The following is a 16,127-nucleotide window of genomic DNA, read 5'->3' as shown; positions in this document are numbered from 1 at the left end:
GTTTTCGCTCAAATTCTGACTTTTCGCCCAATAGATGGGCGAATGTTTCGCGGTCAGGCTGGAATCGGCTTCAACGCCAATCCGCCCTCACGCTCGAGAAACGCGACGATCTCGTCGATGCCCGCGCCTTGGCGCAGCCGCGCCATGACATAAGGCTTCGACCCGCGCGCGCTTTGCGTATCCGCCTCGAGCTGCGCCAGATCGACGCCCACATGCGGCGCGAGATCCACCTTGTTCACCACCAGAAGATCGGACTTGGTCAGCCCCGGTCCGCGTTTGCGCGGGATATCCTGCCCCGCCGCCGTATCGATCACGTAGATCGTCAGATCGGCCAGTTCCGGCGAGAAGGTCGCGGCCAGATTGTCGCCGCCGCTCTCGATCAGCACCAGTTCCAGATCGGGGAGCTTCGCGGTCAGATCGGCGATGGCCGCGAGGTTGATCGACGCATCCTCGCGGATCGCCGTATGCGGGCAGCCGCCCGTCTCGACGCCGCGAATACGCTCGCCCGGCAGCACCTGCGCGCGCATCAGTGCCTCCGCATCCTCGCGCGTATAAATATCGTTCGTCACCACCGCCATCGACACGCGCGCGGCCAAGGCCCGCGCCAGTTGCTCGGTCAGCGTGGTCTTGCCCACGCCCACCGGTCCGCCAATTCCCACGCGCAAAGGTCCGTTGCCCATATCTTCACCTCAAGTCTTGAAGAGACGCACATCGAGCGTCTCGTGTTTCATGGCCGAAACCTCGGCGCGAAAGGCGCTGAAGCTCAGGTCCGCCAGTTCCGCCTGCGCCGCACGTGCCGCGATCTCGGCGATTTTTCCGTGCAGGTCGCTCAAGACCGTCTGCCCGGCGATTTGTCCCAAAGGGACAAGTCTGACCGCTGCGGAGACCAGGTTCGACGCGAAAGAATGTTGGAAAAGTGAAATCACCTGCTCCGCGGGAAGGTCCAGATCGCGCGCCGCCTCGGCCACGGCGACCGGCAGCACTCGCGGCGGCAGTTTGACGCCCCGCAACCCCGCCTGCGCCAGCGTGAAGGCGGCGCCCTGCTCCGCCGTCTCGCGCAGCCGCTCGGCTGAGCCCGCCATCGCACGTCCCAGCGCATCCAGCTCGTCGAGATCGCCGCCGCGCAGCCCGCAGGCCAGCAGCACCGCATCCGACCAGCCCGCGCCATGCTCCAGCACATCGCCCAGCCAAATCGCGAACGCCGCCGCATCCCCGATCTCGCCCGCGGCCACTGCCTGCTCAAGCCCATGAGAATAGGCGAACGCCCCGGTCGGAAAGGCCGGGGAGAGCCATTGCATCAGCGACAGGGGCGCGGTCGGATCAGTCATGGTCGTGATGATGGTCGTGGCCGTGCGAATGGTCGTGGTCATGCGAATGGGAATGACCATGGCCATGCGAATGCCCGTGTTCATGCCCCATCGTGCGCCCCATCCCATAGGCGCCCCCCTCGGGCTGGAAGGTCTCGACCGCGGACGCGACCTCGGCCCCCAACTGCTTCAGCATCGCCTCCAGCACGTGATCGGCGCGGATCACCAGCCGGTCCGCCTCGATCTGGCACGGCGTGTGACGGTTGCCGATATGCCAGGCCAGCCGCGTCAGATCGCCCGTCACCACCAGCACCGGCTCCAGCGCCGGGCGCACCTCGATGAACCGCCCGTCTTCCAGCACGAAGGCCTCGCCGCCCGTGAGGTTCGTCACCTCCGGCAGGTCCACAAGAAACCCCGCGCCCGAGCCTGCGACCAGCCGCTTGCGGCGTAGGAAACGCCCCTCGTAATCCAGCGCCACATGGTCCACCGCCGCCTGCCACGCACCCTTGGGCGCCACTTTTTCAGCCTTGGGATAATCGCTCATTGTCTTGCACCCTTTAACGATTTCTCAAACCTCCCGCCGCAGCATGCTAGCAGCGAAGGAGATTTCGATGTTCCATCATTGCTTCGACCCACGCGCCCCCGCGGACGAGCTGGCCCAGATCCGCGCCCAGATCGCGCGATTGCGACGCCGCGAGGCCGAACTGCGGGAAGCTTACCTCACCCGGTCCGACATGCCCTGCCTCGGCCGCTGGACGAAGGTCGAGATCGTCACCAGCCGCCGCAAAGTGTTCGAACCGCGCCTCCTGCCCCCCGAAATCCGCAACGATACGGCCTTTCAGCGCGAGAAGGTCACCCGCAGATTGCAAACGTCGCCGCACGAACCGGCGAGTTGCCTGCTCCCGGAACTCGTCGCGGAAGCGCCTGCCGACGCCGGGCTGCGACTCGTATCCAGCCGCTGACCCCATCCTCAGAACAGGAAATACCGCTGCGCCAGCGGCAGAACCTCCGCCGGTTCGCAGGTCAGCAATTCGCCATCCGCACGCACTTCGTAAGTCTCGGGATGGACGTCGATCTCGGGCGTCGCAGCATTGTGGATCATCTGCGCCTTGCCGATGCCGCGCGTGCCCTCGACGGCCAGCGTCTGTTTCTGGAGCCCAAGGCTCGCAGCCAGCCCGTTGGCTTGCGCCGCCTGACTGATGAAAGTGACCGAGCTTGCGTACCGCGCCCCGCCAAGCGCCCCGAACATGTTGCGCGTGTAGAAAGGTTGCGCCGGGATCGAGCCGTTCGGGTCGCCCATCTGCGCCGAGGCGATCGAGCCGCCAATCAGCACCATGTCGGGCTTCGCGCCGAAGAAGGCCGGGCTCCACAGCACCAGATCGGCGCGCTTGCCGACCTCGACCGAGCCGATATGCTGGCTCATACCGTGGGTAATCGCCGGGTTGATCGTGTATTTCGCGATGAACCGCTTCACCCGCACGTTGTCATTATCGCCCTGCTCTTCCGGCAGACGCCCGCGCTGTTTGCGCATCTTGTCCGCCGTCTGCCAGCAACGAATGATCACCTCGCCGACGCGCCCCATCGCCTGACTGTCCGAGCTGATGATCGACATCGCGCCCATGTCATGAAGGATGTCTTCGGCCGCGATCGTCTCTTTCCGGATGCGGCTTTCCGCGAAGGCCACATCCTCGGGCACCTTGTTATCAAGGTGGTGGCACACCATCAGCATATCGAGGTGCTCTTCGATCGTGTTGCCCGTATAGGGCCGCGTCGGGTTCGTCGACGACGGGATCACGTTCGGCGCGCTCACCACCTTCAGGATGTCCGGCGCATGACCGCCCCCTGCCCCTTCGGTGTGGAAGGCGTGGATCGTGCGGCCCTTGATCGCGGCCAGCGTATTCTCGACGAAGCCGCTCTCGTTGAGCGTGTCGGTGTGGATCATCACCTGCACGTCCATGTCGTCGGCCACCGACAGGCAGCAGTCAATCGCGCCCGGCGTCGTGCCCCAATCCTCGTGCAGCTTCAGCGCCGCAGCGCCGCCCTCGACCATCTCGACCAGCGCCTCGGGGCGCGAGGCATTACCTTTGCCTGACAGCGCGAGGTTGACCGGCAGCGCATCGAAGGCCTGCAACATCCGCGCGATATGCCACGGCCCCGGCGTGCAGGTCGTGGCCAGAGTGCCATGCGCAGGCCCCGTGCCACCGCCCAGCATCGTCGTGATGCCGGAGGCCAGCGCATCCTCGATCTGCTGCGGGCAGATGAAGTGAATATGAGCGTCGAACCCGCCCGCGGTCAGGATTTTCCCTTCCCCGGCAATGACTTCCGTGCCCGGACCGATGATGATGTCGACATTTGGCTGGGTATCCGGATTGCCAGCCTTGCCGATCGCCGCGATCTGCCCATCCTTCAGGCCGACATCCGCTTTGTAGATCCCCGAATGATCCACGATCAGCGCATTGGTGATCACCGTATCGACCGCGCCGCCCGCGCGGGAGACCTGGCTCTGCCCCATGCCGTCGCGGATCACCTTGCCGCCGCCGAACTTGACCTCCTCGCCATAGGTGGTCAGGTCGCGCTCGACCTCGATGATCAGATCGGTGTCGGCGAGCCGCACCCGGTCGCCGGTGGTGGGGCCGAACATATCGGCATAGGTGCTACGCGAGATCGAAGCCGGCATCAGAGCGCCCCCATAACTTTCTGATTGAAACCATAGACTTCGCGCGACCCGCGATAGGGCACCAGCCGCACTTCGCGACTCTGGCCCGGCTCGAACCGCACCGCCGTTCCGGCCGCGATGTCCAGTCGGTAGCCGCGCGCGGCGTCCCGGTCGAATTCCAACCCCGGATTGGTCTCCGCGAAATGGTAATGCGAGCCAACCTGCACCGGGCGGTCGCCGGTATTGGCGACCATCAGCGTGATCGCCTCGCAGCCCTCATTCAGCGTGATCTCGCCCACAGCGGGCAGGATTTCTCCGGGGATCATCGGCTCACTCCTTGTTGCGGCGCAGCGCGCGCGCCAATTCCGGTCCGACATAGGCGACCACTGCGAGCGCAAGCAGCCCGATCAGCGGACCGTCGTGGAAAAACCATGTGCTTCCGGCGCCGTGGCCGGGATGGGCCAGTGCGGCGGCGGGGGCGAGGACGGCGAGTGCAGCTACAAATTTCATCGGACGGCCTTTCATTAGCAAAACTTATTTTGGATCGGTCTGTATAAGCTGAACTTATCTCAGCGGATCGGATGATGGACGGTGACGAGCTTCGTCCCGTCCGGGAAGGTCGCTTCGACCTGAATGGAATGGATCATCTCGGGGATGCCCTCCATGCATTGATCGGCCGAGATCACCCCTGCCCCCGCCTCCATCAGATCGGCGACGGAGCGGCCCTCGCGGGCTCCCTCGACGACGAAATCCGAAATGATTGCAATGGCTTCCGGGTGATTGAGCTTCACGCCGCGTTCCAGCCGGTTGCGCGCGACCATCGCGGCAACGCTGATCAGCAGCTTGTCCTTTTCCCTCGGTGTCAGGTTCATCGTATTTCCTCAGATCTGCCACACGCGTGGCGCAGCTTGGTCGCGCCGCAACGCATTGAAAAGTCGTAGAATTTGTCGCCGCATCGGCCAGCCGTCCTGCGCGAGCAGGCGAATGACGCATTTGCCGTCGAAGCCCGAAGCCGCTCCCTCGACGCCCGGCTCATCGAGCACCGCGCGCAGGGGCTCCACCGCGTCTTCCGCGCCTTGCCGACACAGAACGAGCGTCGCAAAAGCACGGGCCTCTCCCAGAACGGCGCTTCGGGGCCCCTTTGCCAAAATGTCGGAATTCAACGAGAAGGGCTCGAAAAACACTGGCTTTCCGGCGCGTTCGATCCGGCGCATGTCGAAAAACTGTAAGTCCCGCACCTGCTCGCCCATCGCGGCCCGGCCCAGCACCACTGCCTCGAGCATCAGGCAGGACGCATTGGAGGCCAGCGAGATCGTCGTGTCGCGGGCCAGCTTCGCGCGGTCGAAGAGGATCGTCTCCTGCGGCAGCCAATCCAGATGGCAGCCGGAGCCGACACTGTGCCGCACCTCAACCTGCGCAGGCCCATCGTCGGCGCGATAGGCTCGCTCGGCGGCTTGTGTCGTCGCGACGAGCATTGCGCCCGCGTCCAGTTCGGTTTCGTAGGACAGCGTATCGCCAGAGGTCAAACCACCGGAAGTATTCAGGAAAACCACCTCCGGCGAACCGGGAACGCGCGGCAGAATGGCCTTGGCAGACCCGCTTTGGTGCAATCCGGTCAGCCGCGCGCCGGAAAAGCCGGCCCGCGCCGCGCCGCGCGAACGCTGCATCCGGACGGCAGATTTGGTCTGAAGCTTCGCGTCGAACATCGGTCCCTCCGCTTCGATCCAAGACCGCGGCAACGGGGCGGTCCATGCCCTGCACGCGCAGATCCGGCTTTGATCGATGCGGAGCGACGGCCGTGCCTATTTGGCGCGCAGTTCGCCCTTTTTTTAAGCCAATATGAATCAGCCCAAGGGACCGGGGCGGCGTTCCTCGCTGAGGAGCACATTCGCCTCCACCTGACCGACCCCGGGCAAGGTCATGATACGACGCCGCAGGACCCGCTCAAAGTCAGGCAGATCACGGGCGGTGACGCGTAGCCGGTAATCAAAAAGCCCGAGGACGTGTTGCACGAGCTGCACCTCTGGGATCGCGGTGACCGCGCGCTCGAAATCCTCGAGGCTGACGCGGCCCTTCGCCGCCAGTTTCACGCCCAGAAACACCGTCACCCCGAAGCCAAGCGCCTCGGGATCGACGATCACGCGCCGGCCGGCGATGACTCCCGCCTCCTGCATGCGACGGATTCGCCGCCATGTCGCGGGCTGCGAGAGGCCAAGCTTGCGGCCTAGAGCGCCCGCACTTTGCGTGGAATCGCGACTCAGCGCGCGCAGCAACTGGCGGTCCAGATCGTCGAGATCGAGGCTCATATCGGCAGCTCCGCGCTGGACTTGATCGTAGCGATGAGCATCAGCGCGTCGAGTTCGGAGATATGCGGCAGGGTCAGGATGCGATTGCGGTAAATCTCCTGATAATGCGCCATGTCGCGGGCGATCACCTGCAGGCGCATATCGGTGGAACCGAGGAAGCTCTGGATTTCAATGACTTCCGGAACTTCGCGCGCGGCGGCGATGAATTCGTCGAAGGCGCGCGGATTGGTTTTGTCCAAGGTGAAGCGCAGAGACACCTCGACCGCCCAGCCGAGAGCGTGCCAGTCGATCAGCGCCTCTTCGCCACGGATCACGCCCCCTTCGCGAAGCTTCTCGATCCGGCGCCAACAGGTCGCGGGCGTCACGCCGGCGCGTTCGGCCAGTTCGGCAGAAGGAAGCCCCGGCTCCGCCATCATCTGACGCAATATCCGGCGGTCCGTATCGTCAATCTGCATGATTTTTCCGTTATTATCTAATAGTGCAAATGATTTTTACTCGGTTTAGCGGATATTCTCAACTTCTGAACGCATATTCGCGAAGAACCTCTTATTCTCACACTCAGACAAGAAGGAGGAACGCCATGCGCGTCTATTATGATCGCGATTGCGATGTGAACCTGATCAAGGACAAGAAAGTCGCCATTCTCGGCTACGGCTCGCAGGGCCACGCACACGCGCTGAACCTGCGCGACTCGGGCGCGAAGAACGTGGCCGTTGCGCTTCGTGACGGCTCGCCCTCGAAAGCGAAAGCCGAAGCCGAAGGCCTGCAGGTTATGGGCATCGCCGAAGCGGCTGCCTGGTGCGATGTGATCATGTTCACCATGCCCGACGAACTTCAGGCCGAGACCTACAAGAAGTATGTCCATGACAACCTGAAAGAAGGCTCGGCGATCGCGTTCGCCCACGGCCTGAACGTTCATTTCGGCCTGATCGAGCCGAAGCCCGGCATCGACGTGATCATGATGGCGCCGAAAGGCCCGGGTCACACCGTGCGCGGCGAATACACCAAGGGCGGCGGCGTGCCCTGCCTCTTCGCGGTTGAAAACGACGCGACCGGCAAGGCGCAGGACATCGCGCTGAGCTACTGCTCGGCCATCGGTGGCGGCCGCTCGGGCATCATCGAGACCAACTTCCGTCAGGAATGCGAAACCGACCTGTTCGGCGAGCAAGCGGTTCTCTGCGGCGGCCTCGTCGAGCTGATCCGCATGGGCTTCGAAACCCTCGTGGAAGCCGGTTACGAGCCGGAAATGGCCTATTTCGAGTGCCTCCACGAAGTAAAGCTGATCGTCGACCTGATCTATGAAGGCGGCATCGCGAACATGAACTACTCGATCTCGAACACCGCCGAATACGGCGAGTATGTCTCGGGTCCGCGCATCCTCCCCTACGAGGAAACCAAGAAGCGCATGAAGGACGTCCTGACCGACATCCAGACCGGCAAGTTCGTGCGTGACTTCATGCAGGAAAACGCGGTCGGCCAGCCCTTCTTCAAGGCGACCCGTCGCATCAACGACGAGCACGAGATCGAGCAAGTCGGCGAGAAGCTTCGCGCCATGATGCCCTGGATCTCCAAGGGCAAGATGGTCGACAAGTCGCGCAACTGAACTGCACGGCTACCACGAAGTCGAACCCCCGGCCTAAGTGCCGGGGGTTCTTTTTTGGTCGGATTACACCCAGTAGCTCGCGCCATTGGCCATGTTCATCGTCACGCCCCAGGCGAGGTAGAAGAGCCACGCGCCGGTCAGGAGCTGGAACACGCCGCCGGTTTTCTCCGCCGCCTCGCTATTGGTCCAGCGGGCGCCCAGCTCGGCGAGATAGATCAGCATCAGGCCGATGAAGAGAATCGCGGCCGGGATGTCGCCATTGCCCCAGAACGAGATGGTGCCCATCGCGCTCAGCCCGAACAGCGGAATCGCCATCCACGCCTCCGGCCCGGGATCGGAATGGGTGTAGCGTCGCAGGCCGATGACGAACCAGTGGATGCCGTAGAGCGAGAACGCGACGGCCGCCATGTAAAGCGGGGCCGCGTTGGCGAAGACCGGGAACCAGGTCAGGCCGATCATCAGATAGATGCCGGTCAGAAGCTGCCCGAAGCCACCGAGGAAGATGCCCCAGAGGCCCAGGGTTCGTTCCTGCGCCAGCGGGTCACCCGACCAGCTCGGCCCATTAGCGACGGCCGCGCCGCCCTGAACGAAATAGTTGATCGAGAGGGACAGGAAGCCGACTGCGAGCGGCCAGAAATCGGATGTGGGAAATAAGGACGATTGGTCCATGACGCGCCTCCATAAATTTCGTCCCTCCACTGCCCCAAGGCGGCGGAAAGCCTTGAAGTTCAGTCACGTTTTGGTCACTTCAGGCGCGACCGCGGCAGCGCGCCGCCTTGCGGGGCCACGGCGTTCTTGTCACAGTTCCGCGAATTGAAAGGGAAGCAGATGGCCGGACCCGACCACGACGAACTCGAAGCGATCTTCGAGGAGCGCGCAAAATTCTTCACCCCGAAATGGTTCGGCGATCTCTTCGCCGGACGGCTCGCGCCGGGAGATACTTTCTGGGCTGGCAATTACGGACCCGCGCTGGTGGTGGTGCCGCTGATCGTGATCCTGGCATTGTTCACCGCACTGATCTCGCCGGGCCATCTTGGCGGGTTCTTCGGAAGCTTCGCCGTGGCGGCCGGGATCTACCGGATCGCGGTGCTGGTCGGGCTCATCCGTTCGGTCTGGCGCGCGGAGGCGGGTCCGACATTCTGGCGGTGGGCGGGCGTGCTCTGGACCGTGTTCGAAGCGGTTGCCCTGATCTGGCTGGGGCTGGACCTCTTCGGCCAGTAAGCAAATGGGGGCGCGACGCCCCCCCCCCTAATTCGCTCTTCCAATATATCCCCGGGGGGCGGTCGCAGGCCGGGGGCAGCCCCCCCCCTTAGGCGGTTTCGGCCTCGACGGCGGCGACGATGCTGTCGACCGTCGCTTCCAGAAGCGTTTCGTCCTCGCATTCCGCCATCACGCGGATCAGCGGTTCGGTCCCCGACTTCCGGATCAGCAACCGACCCTGACCGTTCAGGCGGGTCTCCGCATCCAATATCGCTTTTGCAACATTATCGGCGCTCAAAGGCTCCTGCCCCGCCTGATACCTTACGTTTTTCAACATTTGCGGCACGGTCTCGAATTGCCGCACAAGGTCGGAGGCGCGCTGACCGGTCTCGACCATCGCGGCGAGGAATTGCAGCCCTGCCATCAGCCCGTCGCCTGTCGTGGCGTAGTCGGTCATCACGATATGGCCCGACTGCTCGCCGCCAAGGTTGAAGCCGCCCTCACGCATCCGCTCGACCACGTAGCGGTCGCCGACCTTGGTGCGCTCGAGCCGCAGCCCCTCGGCCTCTAGGAAGCGCTCCAGCCCGAGATTGGACATGACGGTCGCCACCAGCGCGCCGCCCGAAAGCTGCCCCGACTGCGCCCAGCGTTTCGCAAAGAGCGCCATGATCTGATCGCCATCCGCGACATGGCCGGTTTCGTCGATGATCATTACCCGGTCGGCATCGCCATCGAGCGAGATTCCGAGATCGGCGCCATGCGCCACCACGGCCTCGGCGCAGGTGCTGACATGGGTCGAGCCGCATCCGTCATTGATGTTGCGCCCGTCGGGCGAGACGCCCACGGGGATCACCTCGCAACCCAATTCCCAAAGCACGTCCGGCGCCGCACGATAGGCCGCCCCGTTGGCGCAATCGACGACCACTTTGAGGTCGGGTTTGCGCAGTTTCGGGAAGGTGGTCTTGGCATATTCGACATAGCGCCCAAGACCATCGTCGATCCGCTTTGCGCGACCGATATTCTCGGGGCGCGCGAGCCGGATCTCGGTGTCGAGCATCGCCTCGATCTCGGTCTCGGCCTCGTCGCTGAGCTTGAACCCGTCGGGGCCGAAGAACTTGATCCCGTTATCCTTGGCCGGGTTGTGGCTGGCGGAGATCATGATGCCCATATCCGCGCGCATCGAGCGGGTCAAGTAGCCCACGGCGGGCGTCGGCACCGGGCCGAGCAGCAGCACGTTCATCCCCGTCGAGGTCAGGCCCGCGGTCAGTGCGTTCTCGAACATGTAGCCCGAGAGCCGCGTGTCCTTGCCGATCACGACGCGGTGGCCGCGTGAGTCGTCCTGCCGGAAATAGCGGCCCGCCGCAGCGCCCAGTTTCAGCGCCATCTCCGCGGTCATGTGCCCGGAATTGGCCTCGCCGCGCACACCATCGGTACCGAAAAGCTTCCTGCTCATTCCTCGAATCCTCTCTTGATCGCGTCCCAGAGACGGATGCCTTGGGCGATCTCGGCCACATCGTGGACGCGGTGAATCTGGATGCCTTGATCGAGCCCGGCGAGTGTCACGGCCAGCGTACCGGGGGCGCGCTGGTCGGCCTCTTCCGCGCCGCCCACGGCCCCGATGAAGCGTTTGCGCGACACGCCGAGCAGGACAGGGCAGCCCAGCCCGTGAAACAGGCTGAGGCCACGGATCAGGGCAAGGTTGTGCTGCGCGGTCTTGCCGAAGCCGATGCCGGGATCGGCGATGATCGCCTCGCGTGCGATGCCGTAATCCTCGGCCAGCGCGATGCGGTCCTCGAGGTAGTCGTAGACGTCGAGCAGCACATCCGTGTAGCGCGGATCGTCCTGCATCGTCTCGGGCAGGCCCTGCGCGTGCATCAGGCAGATCGGCGCGCCGGAGCCCTGCGCGACCTCGACCATCGCCGGATCGAATTCCATCGCGGAGACGTCGTTGAGCATCGCGGCCCCGGCCTCCAGCGCCTGATCGGCAACCAACGATTTGCGGGTGTCGATGGATATCGGCGCGTCGAAATCTGCATCGCGCAGCGCGGCGATCACGGGTGCGGTGCGGGCGATCTCTTCGTCCTCCTCCACCTCGGTCGCGCCGGGACGTGTCGACTCGCCGCCGATATCGAGAATGTCCGCGCCCGACTTGCGCAAGTCGAAGGCGCGTTCGATCGCGGCGTTCTCGACGTCGAAGCGCCCGCCATCGGAGAAGCTGTCAGGCGTGACGTTCAGGATGCCCATGATCCGCGGCGCATCGAGCGTGATCCCGGCGACCGAGGTGCGCGGATTGCACAGCCGCTCCATCACCTCTTCGGGCAGATGGGCCGCGGGAATAATCTCGGGCTCGCCGTCGCGGCGCAGAAGCTCCACCTCGTCGAACCAGCACCACCCCCCCGCGAGGGTCAGTGCCGTGTCGGGACGGGCGGAGTCGGTTCGGGCGATCGGGCGATAGTAGAGCTTCTCCATGCGCTCCATTCACCCGATTGCGCGCGAGAGTTCAAGACGTTCAGAGCGGGCGCGTCTCCACCGGCACGCGGCTTCCTGCCGGGGCTGAAACAGTCCCGTGAAGTTCCAGCCGGGTCGCGGCCATCTGCTCGGCCAGCCAGAGCGCCAGCGCCATCGCGTCGCGGGCGGGGCTTTTCGGACCGTCGGTTGCGTCCAGCACGATCTTGGAGGGCGCCCAGACGACCATCTGGCCGTGGCGCATCGCCCAGTCGATCTCGGTGCGCGTCGCCACCACGACGCAGCGCGGATCGCGCGCAGCAAGACGCCAGGCGTTCTGCTCGATCGCGAGAAGGTCGATGCGGCGCTGCGTTGGTCCCTGCCCGCTTTCGGGAACCTCTCCGTCAGGGAGCCCCACCGCGAGGATGACCGGGTGGCCCGCCTCCTGCAGCACGTCGAGCCGCGCCGACAGGTCCGGCGAGTCGATGGCCGCGTTCGAGAGATAGGCGACGATCGGGTGCAGGCTTTCCTCCACCCCGCTCGCGTCGATGCTTTTCACCGGGACGGAGGCGCGGGAGCGCACGATCTCGACGCCGAGCGCGCCGGGGCCGCGGTCGAGCTTCTCGATCCGCACGAAGACGCGCATAGCCTGCGGGCTCGCGAGGATGCGCTCTGCCACGCCGGCGGCGAGCGTCTCCAGCAGGTTCACCCGCTCTTCGGCCAGCTCCGCCGCAATCGCCTCGGTGATACGGTCGTAGGACAGGATGCGGTCCACATCGTCCTCGAGCGGCTCCGGCGTCGGCCGAACCTCTACCACGACGTTGAATTGCAGACGTTGCGTATGGCCGCGCTCCTGCTGGAAGGCGCCGATATCGGCCTCCACCACATGGTCGCGCAGCGAGATGCGATCCCGGGGATCGGTGGGCGCAGATGCGGCCGCCCGCGCTTCGGGATGCGAGAAGGCGAGGGAAATGTCGGAACTCATGCGCGCCTCGGGAATTTTTCAGTCATGTCGAGCAAGTCGAGCATAGGAAAAGGGCGGACCGAAGCCCACCCTCAACCGTCGTTTCATCGCCTGCCCGCGACTCGGGCCTCCGAAGACGCGGCCTCAGTTCGAGGCGGTGCGCACCGGGTTGGCGTAGAAGATGTGATGGCCGATCGACGCGGTCTTCGCAAAGCGGCGCGACCAGCTCGGGCGTACCGCGCGGGTATGGAAGTACGTCGCCCCTTCGGTCAGCGAGCGCGGCGCGCCGTCGATCATCGCCCGGGCGACTTTCGCGACCTCGGCAAAGGCCCCCTTGTTGTGGACCGTATCGGCGCGACCGTCGCAGTACCAGCTGAACTGGCACGCGCGCGAGTTGCCCTGATGGACGACGCCGCAAATCGAGCCGGGGAAGCGCGGATCGTCGACACGGTTCAGGATGACCTCGGCGACGGCCTGCTGGCCCTTCACGCTTTCTCCACGCGCCTCGAAGTAAAGCGCCTGCGAGAGACATTCGAATTGTTTGTCGCCCTTCGCAGCGGGTTGCTCGGACAGCCATTTGGCAGAAAGGACATCCGGCAGAGTAGCATGCTTCTTGGACCGGGCCGGCGCCATCGTGAGCGCGGTGACCCGTCGTTTGTCGATCGCGCTCATCGCGGAGCGCTCCGTCCACAGGACCGACATCAGTCCTTGTTCGGCGACCTCAGTGGGGTCGTTCGACTGGCTTACCGTGACTTCGGCACGCAAGCCTCCGGCGAGGGCGAGGAGGATGACAGCACCCCCCGTCCAGCTTTTCAGCAGTGACATGGTTTTCTTCCGATAAGAACAATCGCCGCGCACCCCCCATTGAGCCGCGACGGCGCATCGCTTACCCGAGCGAGCTACCCATGTCTAGGTTTTCACGCAAATATGCGCAGCCCCCTGCGGAGCCACGGCGGATTCTTGCCAAAATGCACGGTGATTTGCGTGCTATGTCCCTCGTCAGTCGCATACCGCGATGAGCGCGGATTTGCCAATGGTATTTGAGAAAAACCGCCGAAATTCCGCCTCTGTGACATTACCTTTACGGAAAGGATCGTCCGCGCGGCGCCAAGAGTGCGAAATGGGCAGCGGCGAGACGGGCGACCGGCACCCGGAAGGGCGAACAGGAGACATAATCGAATCCCGCGGCCCGGCAGAAGGCGATTGATTCGGGGTTTCCTCCATGCTCTCCGCAGACCGAGATCGTGACATCGGGCCGGGCCGAGCGTCCGCGCGCGGCCCCGATCAGCAGCAACTCCCCCACCCCTTCGACGTCGAGAATGTGGAACGGGTCTTCCGCGTAGACCTGCTGGTTGACGTAGGTCGACATGAAGCGCCCCGCGTCGTCGCGTGAGAGGCCGTAGGTCATCTGTGTGAGGTCATTGGTCCCGAAGGACAGGAAAGCCGCGTGCTCGGCAATTTCGCCAGCGCGGAGCGCCGCCCGGGGCGTCTCCACCATCACGCCGAGGCGGTAGGTGAAGTCTGCCTTGGTCTCGGTGCGCACGGCGGCCGCCACGGCGTCGATGCGAGTCTTCACGATCTCCACCTCGCGCGAGGCGGAAACGAGCGGGATCATGATTTCCGGCACCACCTCGGCGCCCCGGCGGAGCGCCTCCACGGTCGCCTCGAAGATGGCGCGAGCCTGCATGTCGTAAATCTCGGGCACGGTCACGCCCAGACGCACGCCGCGCATCCCCAGCATCGGGTTGAACTCGGACAATGCCTCCACCCGGCGCGTGACCTCCGACAGCGGGCGATCCAACGCCTCGGCCAGCTCGCGCATCCCCTCGCGGTCATGCGGCAGGAATTCGTGCAGAGGCGGGTCGAAGAGGCGGATACAGACCGGCTCGCCCTTCATCAACTCGAACAGCGCCCCGAAATCGGCCCGCTGCATCGGTAGCAGCCGTTCGAGAGCGGCGCGGCGATCCTCCGGCCCGTCGGCGAAGATCATCTCGCGCATCACCGTCAGGCGGTCTTCGTCGAAGAACATATGCTCGGTCCGGCACAGCCCGATCCCGTCGGCCTCGAACATCAGCGCGGTGCGCGCATCCTCGGGCGTGTCGGCATTGGCGCGGATACCGATGTCGCGCACCAGATCGGCCCAACTGAGAAGCGTGCGGAACCCGTCGTCGAGCGCCGGCGCCAGCATCTCCGCCGCACCCACCAGCACCTCGCCATTGGTTCCGTCGAGCGTGATCGTGTCGCCCTCGCGGAACAACCGTCCCTTGGGGCCGCGGAACTGGCGCTCGCGGCTGTTGATCTCGATCTCGGCGCCGACAATGCAGGGCAGCCCCAGGCCGCGCGCGATCACCGCCGCGTGCGAGGTCATCCCGCCGCGCTCGGTCAGCACGGCGACGGCCGCATGCATCCCGCGAATATCCTCGGGTGAGGTTTCGCGGCGCACGAGGATACAGGGCTCGTCGCGCGCAGCAGAGGCCTGCGCAGCCGCCGCAGAGAACACGATCTTGCCGGTCGCCGCCCCCGGAGAGGCCGCGATCCCGCGCGCGAGCACGTCACGCGGCGCGCGCGGATCGACCTGATAGTGCAGAAGCTCGGTGATGGCGCGCGGCTCGACACGCAGCAGCGCATCCTCCCGCGAGATCACGTCGTCATTGGCCAAGGCCACCGCGATGCGAACAGCGGCGCGCGACGAGCGCGGCACCCGCACCGCGTCGATCACATGGACCTTGCCGCTCTCGATGGTGAACTCGATCTGCATCTCCTCGCGCAGCTTCACGCGGCAGCGCGCGCCGTAATCCTTCAGCGTGTCGAACACGCCGCTATCTGCCTCTTCCAGCGAGGCGCCGCGCGGGTCGCGCGTGAGATAGAGCGTCTCCACCGCGCTGGTGCGGCCCTGGCTCTGGCCGCGGAACCGCCCGGTGATCTGCGGCGCGCCGGTCACGCTGTCGACGAATTGCATCGTGCCCGAGCCCGACAGGCCCGGCCCTATCCCCAGCGCCATCTCTTGCACCAGAAGGCCCAGCACGGCGTCGGGCGGCGCGCCCTTGGCCTGCCGCAGGAGCCGCGCCGTCGTGCCTTCCCAGGCCCGCGCCATGGAGCGCAGCACCTCGGCCAGTTGCCGCGCGCCCGATTGCGGAAACCGCTCGTCGGTTTCTTCCTCATAGGCGTCCAGCGCCGCTTCCAGCGCGCCCGGCCCCGGCTCCTGCTGGAACATGTCCGGGTCGAGCCGCGCGACATGGATCGAGTAGAGCTGCACGAAGCGAAGATAGAGCGCGTCGGCGGCCTCGGAGCCGTGCGTATTCGACAGCACCGCATGCATGTCGTCATTCATGCCGACATTGAGGACCGTGCCCGGCCCGCCCCATTCGGGATTTTCGGGGCTCGGTCGGACCGAGACCAGCATCTCCGGCCCGAAGCACTCCGCGATCGCGGTCATGTCGAAAACCTGCCCCGACGCGATCGCGCGCACCGTCTCGGCGGGTAGCGCGACGGTTTTCGGGACGGGAAGATCGAGCCGGATCAGCCGCTGAAGGCATTTCGCGCGCCAGCCGTGGCGTGCCTTATCGACCGACGCCGACGGCGCAAGGGTCACAAAATCAGCGTTTTCAACGGGTTTCTGCATCGCAGCGCGCCTTCTCTCTCGACG

At 65.0% G+C, this 16,127-nt stretch carries 19 protein-coding genes; 3 read left to right on the top strand and 16 right to left on the bottom strand.

The features are described 5' to 3' along the window. Window positions 1-53 precede the first annotated feature (53 nt). Genes ureG through B6V73_RS06245 form a run of 3 tightly spaced genes read right to left on the bottom strand, consistent with a single transcriptional unit; the run spans window position 54 to window position 1,851 of the window. A complete protein-coding gene (gene ureG, locus B6V73_RS06255) occupies window positions 54-680 on the bottom strand; it encodes an urease accessory protein UreG (RefSeq protein WP_088724813.1) in 627 nt (208 codons plus the stop codon). 9 nt (window positions 681-689) lie between these two features. After that, window positions 690-1,328, bottom strand: a complete 639-nt coding sequence (locus tag B6V73_RS06250) for an urease accessory UreF family protein (RefSeq protein ID WP_088724812.1) — start codon at window positions 1,326-1,328, stop codon at window positions 690-692. Continuing rightward, the gene (locus B6V73_RS06245) at window positions 1,321-1,851 is read right to left on the bottom strand and encodes an urease accessory protein UreE (protein ID WP_088724811.1); all 531 of its coding nucleotides are present in this window, start codon (window positions 1,849-1,851) and stop codon (window positions 1,321-1,323) included. Before B6V73_RS06245 ends, B6V73_RS06250 begins: the two co-directional genes overlap by 8 nt. 67 nt (window positions 1,852-1,918) lie before the next feature. On the opposite strand from B6V73_RS06245, the gene B6V73_RS06240 reads away from it, so the two are divergent. Beyond that, window positions 1,919-2,269, top strand: a complete 351-nt coding sequence (locus B6V73_RS06240; protein ID WP_075776941.1) for a hypothetical protein — start codon at window positions 1,919-1,921, stop codon at window positions 2,267-2,269. Window positions 2,270-2,277: 8 nt separating this feature from the next. On the opposite strand, the gene ureC is transcribed toward B6V73_RS06240, so the two are convergent. From ureC to B6V73_RS06205, 7 genes are all read right to left on the bottom strand, one after another. Beyond that, window positions 2,278-3,984, bottom strand: a complete 1,707-nt coding sequence (ureC, locus tag B6V73_RS06235; protein ID WP_088724810.1) for an urease subunit alpha — start codon at window positions 3,982-3,984, stop codon at window positions 2,278-2,280. After that, entirely contained in the window at window positions 3,984-4,289 is a 306-nt protein-coding gene (locus B6V73_RS06230; protein ID WP_078548026.1) for an urease subunit beta, read from the bottom strand. Before B6V73_RS06230 ends, ureC begins: the two co-directional genes overlap by 1 nt. Window positions 4,290-4,293: 4 nt before the next feature. Next, complete coding sequence (locus tag B6V73_RS06225) at window positions 4,294-4,473, bottom strand: hypothetical protein (protein ID WP_088724809.1); 180 nt, start codon at window positions 4,471-4,473, stop codon at window positions 4,294-4,296. 59 nt (window positions 4,474-4,532) lie between these two features. Next, entirely contained in the window at window positions 4,533-4,835 is a 303-nt protein-coding gene (locus B6V73_RS06220) for an urease subunit gamma (RefSeq protein ID WP_075776945.1), read from the bottom strand. A 9-nt stretch (window positions 4,836-4,844) separates the two neighbouring features. After that, the gene (locus tag B6V73_RS06215; protein ID WP_240504116.1) at window positions 4,845-5,630 is read right to left on the bottom strand and encodes an urease accessory protein UreD; all 786 of its coding nucleotides are present in this window, start codon (window positions 5,628-5,630) and stop codon (window positions 4,845-4,847) included. A 177-nt stretch (window positions 5,631-5,807) separates the two neighbouring features. Beyond that, window positions 5,808-6,269, bottom strand: coding sequence for an Lrp/AsnC family transcriptional regulator (locus B6V73_RS06210; protein WP_075776947.1), 462 nt, complete (start codon window positions 6,267-6,269; stop codon window positions 5,808-5,810). Further along, window positions 6,266-6,724 carry an Lrp/AsnC family transcriptional regulator gene (locus B6V73_RS06205; RefSeq protein ID WP_075776948.1) on the bottom strand — a complete coding sequence of 153 codons (459 nt, stop codon included), beginning with the start codon at window positions 6,722-6,724 and terminating at the stop codon, window positions 6,266-6,268. Before B6V73_RS06205 ends, B6V73_RS06210 begins: the two co-directional genes overlap by 4 nt. Before the next feature lie 125 nt (window positions 6,725-6,849). Here B6V73_RS06205 and ilvC point away from each other — a divergent pair, with 125 nt between their 5' ends. Next, a complete protein-coding gene (gene ilvC / locus B6V73_RS06200) occupies window positions 6,850-7,872 on the top strand; it encodes a ketol-acid reductoisomerase (protein WP_233243149.1) in 1,023 nt (340 codons plus the stop codon). 63 nt (window positions 7,873-7,935) lie between these two features. Here the strand turns inward: ilvC and B6V73_RS06195 are convergent, their stop codons facing one another. Next, window positions 7,936-8,541 (bottom strand): hypothetical protein, encoded by a 606-nt coding sequence (locus B6V73_RS06195; RefSeq protein WP_088720095.1) that lies wholly within the window; start codon window positions 8,539-8,541, stop codon window positions 7,936-7,938. A 159-nt stretch (window positions 8,542-8,700) separates the two neighbouring features. Between B6V73_RS06195 and B6V73_RS06190 the strand changes: the two genes are divergently transcribed. Continuing rightward, a complete protein-coding gene (locus B6V73_RS06190; RefSeq protein WP_088722497.1) occupies window positions 8,701-9,093 on the top strand; it encodes a hypothetical protein in 393 nt (130 codons plus the stop codon). An 88-nt stretch (window positions 9,094-9,181) separates the two neighbouring features. On the opposite strand, the gene glmM is transcribed toward B6V73_RS06190, so the two are convergent. The 5 genes from glmM to B6V73_RS06165 all read right to left on the bottom strand — a co-directional run bounded on the left by glmM (window position 9,182) and on the right by B6V73_RS06165 (window position 16,103). Further along, on the bottom strand, window positions 9,182-10,525 hold the full coding sequence (gene glmM, locus B6V73_RS06185) for a phosphoglucosamine mutase (RefSeq protein ID WP_088720093.1): 1,344 nt from the start codon (window positions 10,523-10,525) through the stop codon (window positions 9,182-9,184). Then, window positions 10,522-11,541, bottom strand: coding sequence for a dihydropteroate synthase (gene folP, locus B6V73_RS06180; RefSeq protein WP_088724807.1), 1,020 nt, complete (start codon window positions 11,539-11,541; stop codon window positions 10,522-10,524). Before folP ends, glmM begins: the two co-directional genes overlap by 4 nt. A gap of 40 nt (window positions 11,542-11,581) precedes the next feature. Beyond that, complete coding sequence (locus tag B6V73_RS06175) at window positions 11,582-12,502, bottom strand: dihydroneopterin aldolase (protein WP_075776953.1); 921 nt, start codon at window positions 12,500-12,502, stop codon at window positions 11,582-11,584. Between the two features lie 123 nt (window positions 12,503-12,625). After that, entirely contained in the window at window positions 12,626-13,306 is a 681-nt protein-coding gene (locus B6V73_RS06170) for a cell wall hydrolase (RefSeq protein ID WP_075776954.1), read from the bottom strand. Window positions 13,307-13,562: 256 nt separating this feature from the next. Next, window positions 13,563-16,103, bottom strand: coding sequence for a putative PEP-binding protein (locus B6V73_RS06165; protein WP_088720091.1), 2,541 nt, complete (start codon window positions 16,101-16,103; stop codon window positions 13,563-13,565). Window positions 16,104-16,127 lie beyond the last annotated feature (24 nt).

The sequence above is a fragment of the Thioclava sp. JM3 genome (genome assembly GCF_002213185.1).
In the GTDB taxonomy this organism is placed as follows: Bacteria; Pseudomonadota; Alphaproteobacteria; order Rhodobacterales; family Rhodobacteraceae; genus Thioclava; species Thioclava nitratireducens.
Note: the sequence above shows the minus strand (reverse complement) of the source record. Positions and strands in the feature narration are given on the sequence as shown.

Bases quoted from the DNA above. Each gene is read 5' to 3' on its own strand.
- ureG (WP_088724813.1), bottom strand. From the start codon at position 680: ATGGGCAACGGACCTTTGCGCGTGGGAATTGGCGGACCGGTGGGCGTG.
- B6V73_RS06250 (WP_088724812.1), bottom strand. From the start codon at position 1,328: ATGACTGATCCGACCGCGCCCCTGTCGCTGATGCAATGGCTCTCCCCG.
- B6V73_RS06245 (WP_088724811.1), bottom strand. From the start codon at position 1,851: ATGAGCGATTATCCCAAGGCTGAAAAAGTGGCGCCCAAGGGTGCGTGG.
- B6V73_RS06240 (WP_075776941.1), top strand. From the start codon at position 1,919: ATGTTCCATCATTGCTTCGACCCACGCGCCCCCGCGGACGAGCTGGCC.
- ureC (WP_088724810.1), bottom strand. From the start codon at position 3,984: ATGCCGGCTTCGATCTCGCGTAGCACCTATGCCGATATGTTCGGCCCC.
- B6V73_RS06230 (WP_078548026.1), bottom strand. From the start codon at position 4,289: ATGATCCCCGGAGAAATCCTGCCCGCTGTGGGCGAGATCACGCTGAAT.
- B6V73_RS06225 (WP_088724809.1), bottom strand. From the start codon at position 4,473: ATGAAATTTGTAGCTGCACTCGCCGTCCTCGCCCCCGCCGCCGCACTG.
- B6V73_RS06220 (WP_075776945.1), bottom strand. From the start codon at position 4,835: ATGAACCTGACACCGAGGGAAAAGGACAAGCTGCTGATCAGCGTTGCC.
- B6V73_RS06215 (WP_240504116.1), bottom strand. From the start codon at position 5,630: ATGCAGCGTTCGCGCGGCGCGGCGCGGGCCGGCTTTTCCGGCGCGCGG.
- B6V73_RS06210 (WP_075776947.1), bottom strand. From the start codon at position 6,269: ATGAGCCTCGATCTCGACGATCTGGACCGCCAGTTGCTGCGCGCGCTG.
- B6V73_RS06205 (WP_075776948.1), bottom strand. From the start codon at position 6,724: ATGCAGATTGACGATACGGACCGCCGGATATTGCGTCAGATGATGGCG.
- ilvC (WP_233243149.1), top strand. From the start codon at position 6,850: ATGCGCGTCTATTATGATCGCGATTGCGATGTGAACCTGATCAAGGAC.
- B6V73_RS06195 (WP_088720095.1), bottom strand. From the start codon at position 8,541: ATGGACCAATCGTCCTTATTTCCCACATCCGATTTCTGGCCGCTCGCA.
- B6V73_RS06190 (WP_088722497.1), top strand. From the start codon at position 8,701: ATGGCCGGACCCGACCACGACGAACTCGAAGCGATCTTCGAGGAGCGC.
- glmM (WP_088720093.1), bottom strand. From the start codon at position 10,525: ATGAGCAGGAAGCTTTTCGGTACCGATGGTGTGCGCGGCGAGGCCAAT.
- folP (WP_088724807.1), bottom strand. From the start codon at position 11,541: ATGGAGAAGCTCTACTATCGCCCGATCGCCCGAACCGACTCCGCCCGT.
- B6V73_RS06175 (WP_075776953.1), bottom strand. From the start codon at position 12,502: ATGAGTTCCGACATTTCCCTCGCCTTCTCGCATCCCGAAGCGCGGGCG.
- B6V73_RS06170 (WP_075776954.1), bottom strand. From the start codon at position 13,306: ATGTCACTGCTGAAAAGCTGGACGGGGGGTGCTGTCATCCTCCTCGCC.
- B6V73_RS06165 (WP_088720091.1), bottom strand. From the start codon at position 16,103: ATGCAGAAACCCGTTGAAAACGCTGATTTTGTGACCCTTGCGCCGTCG.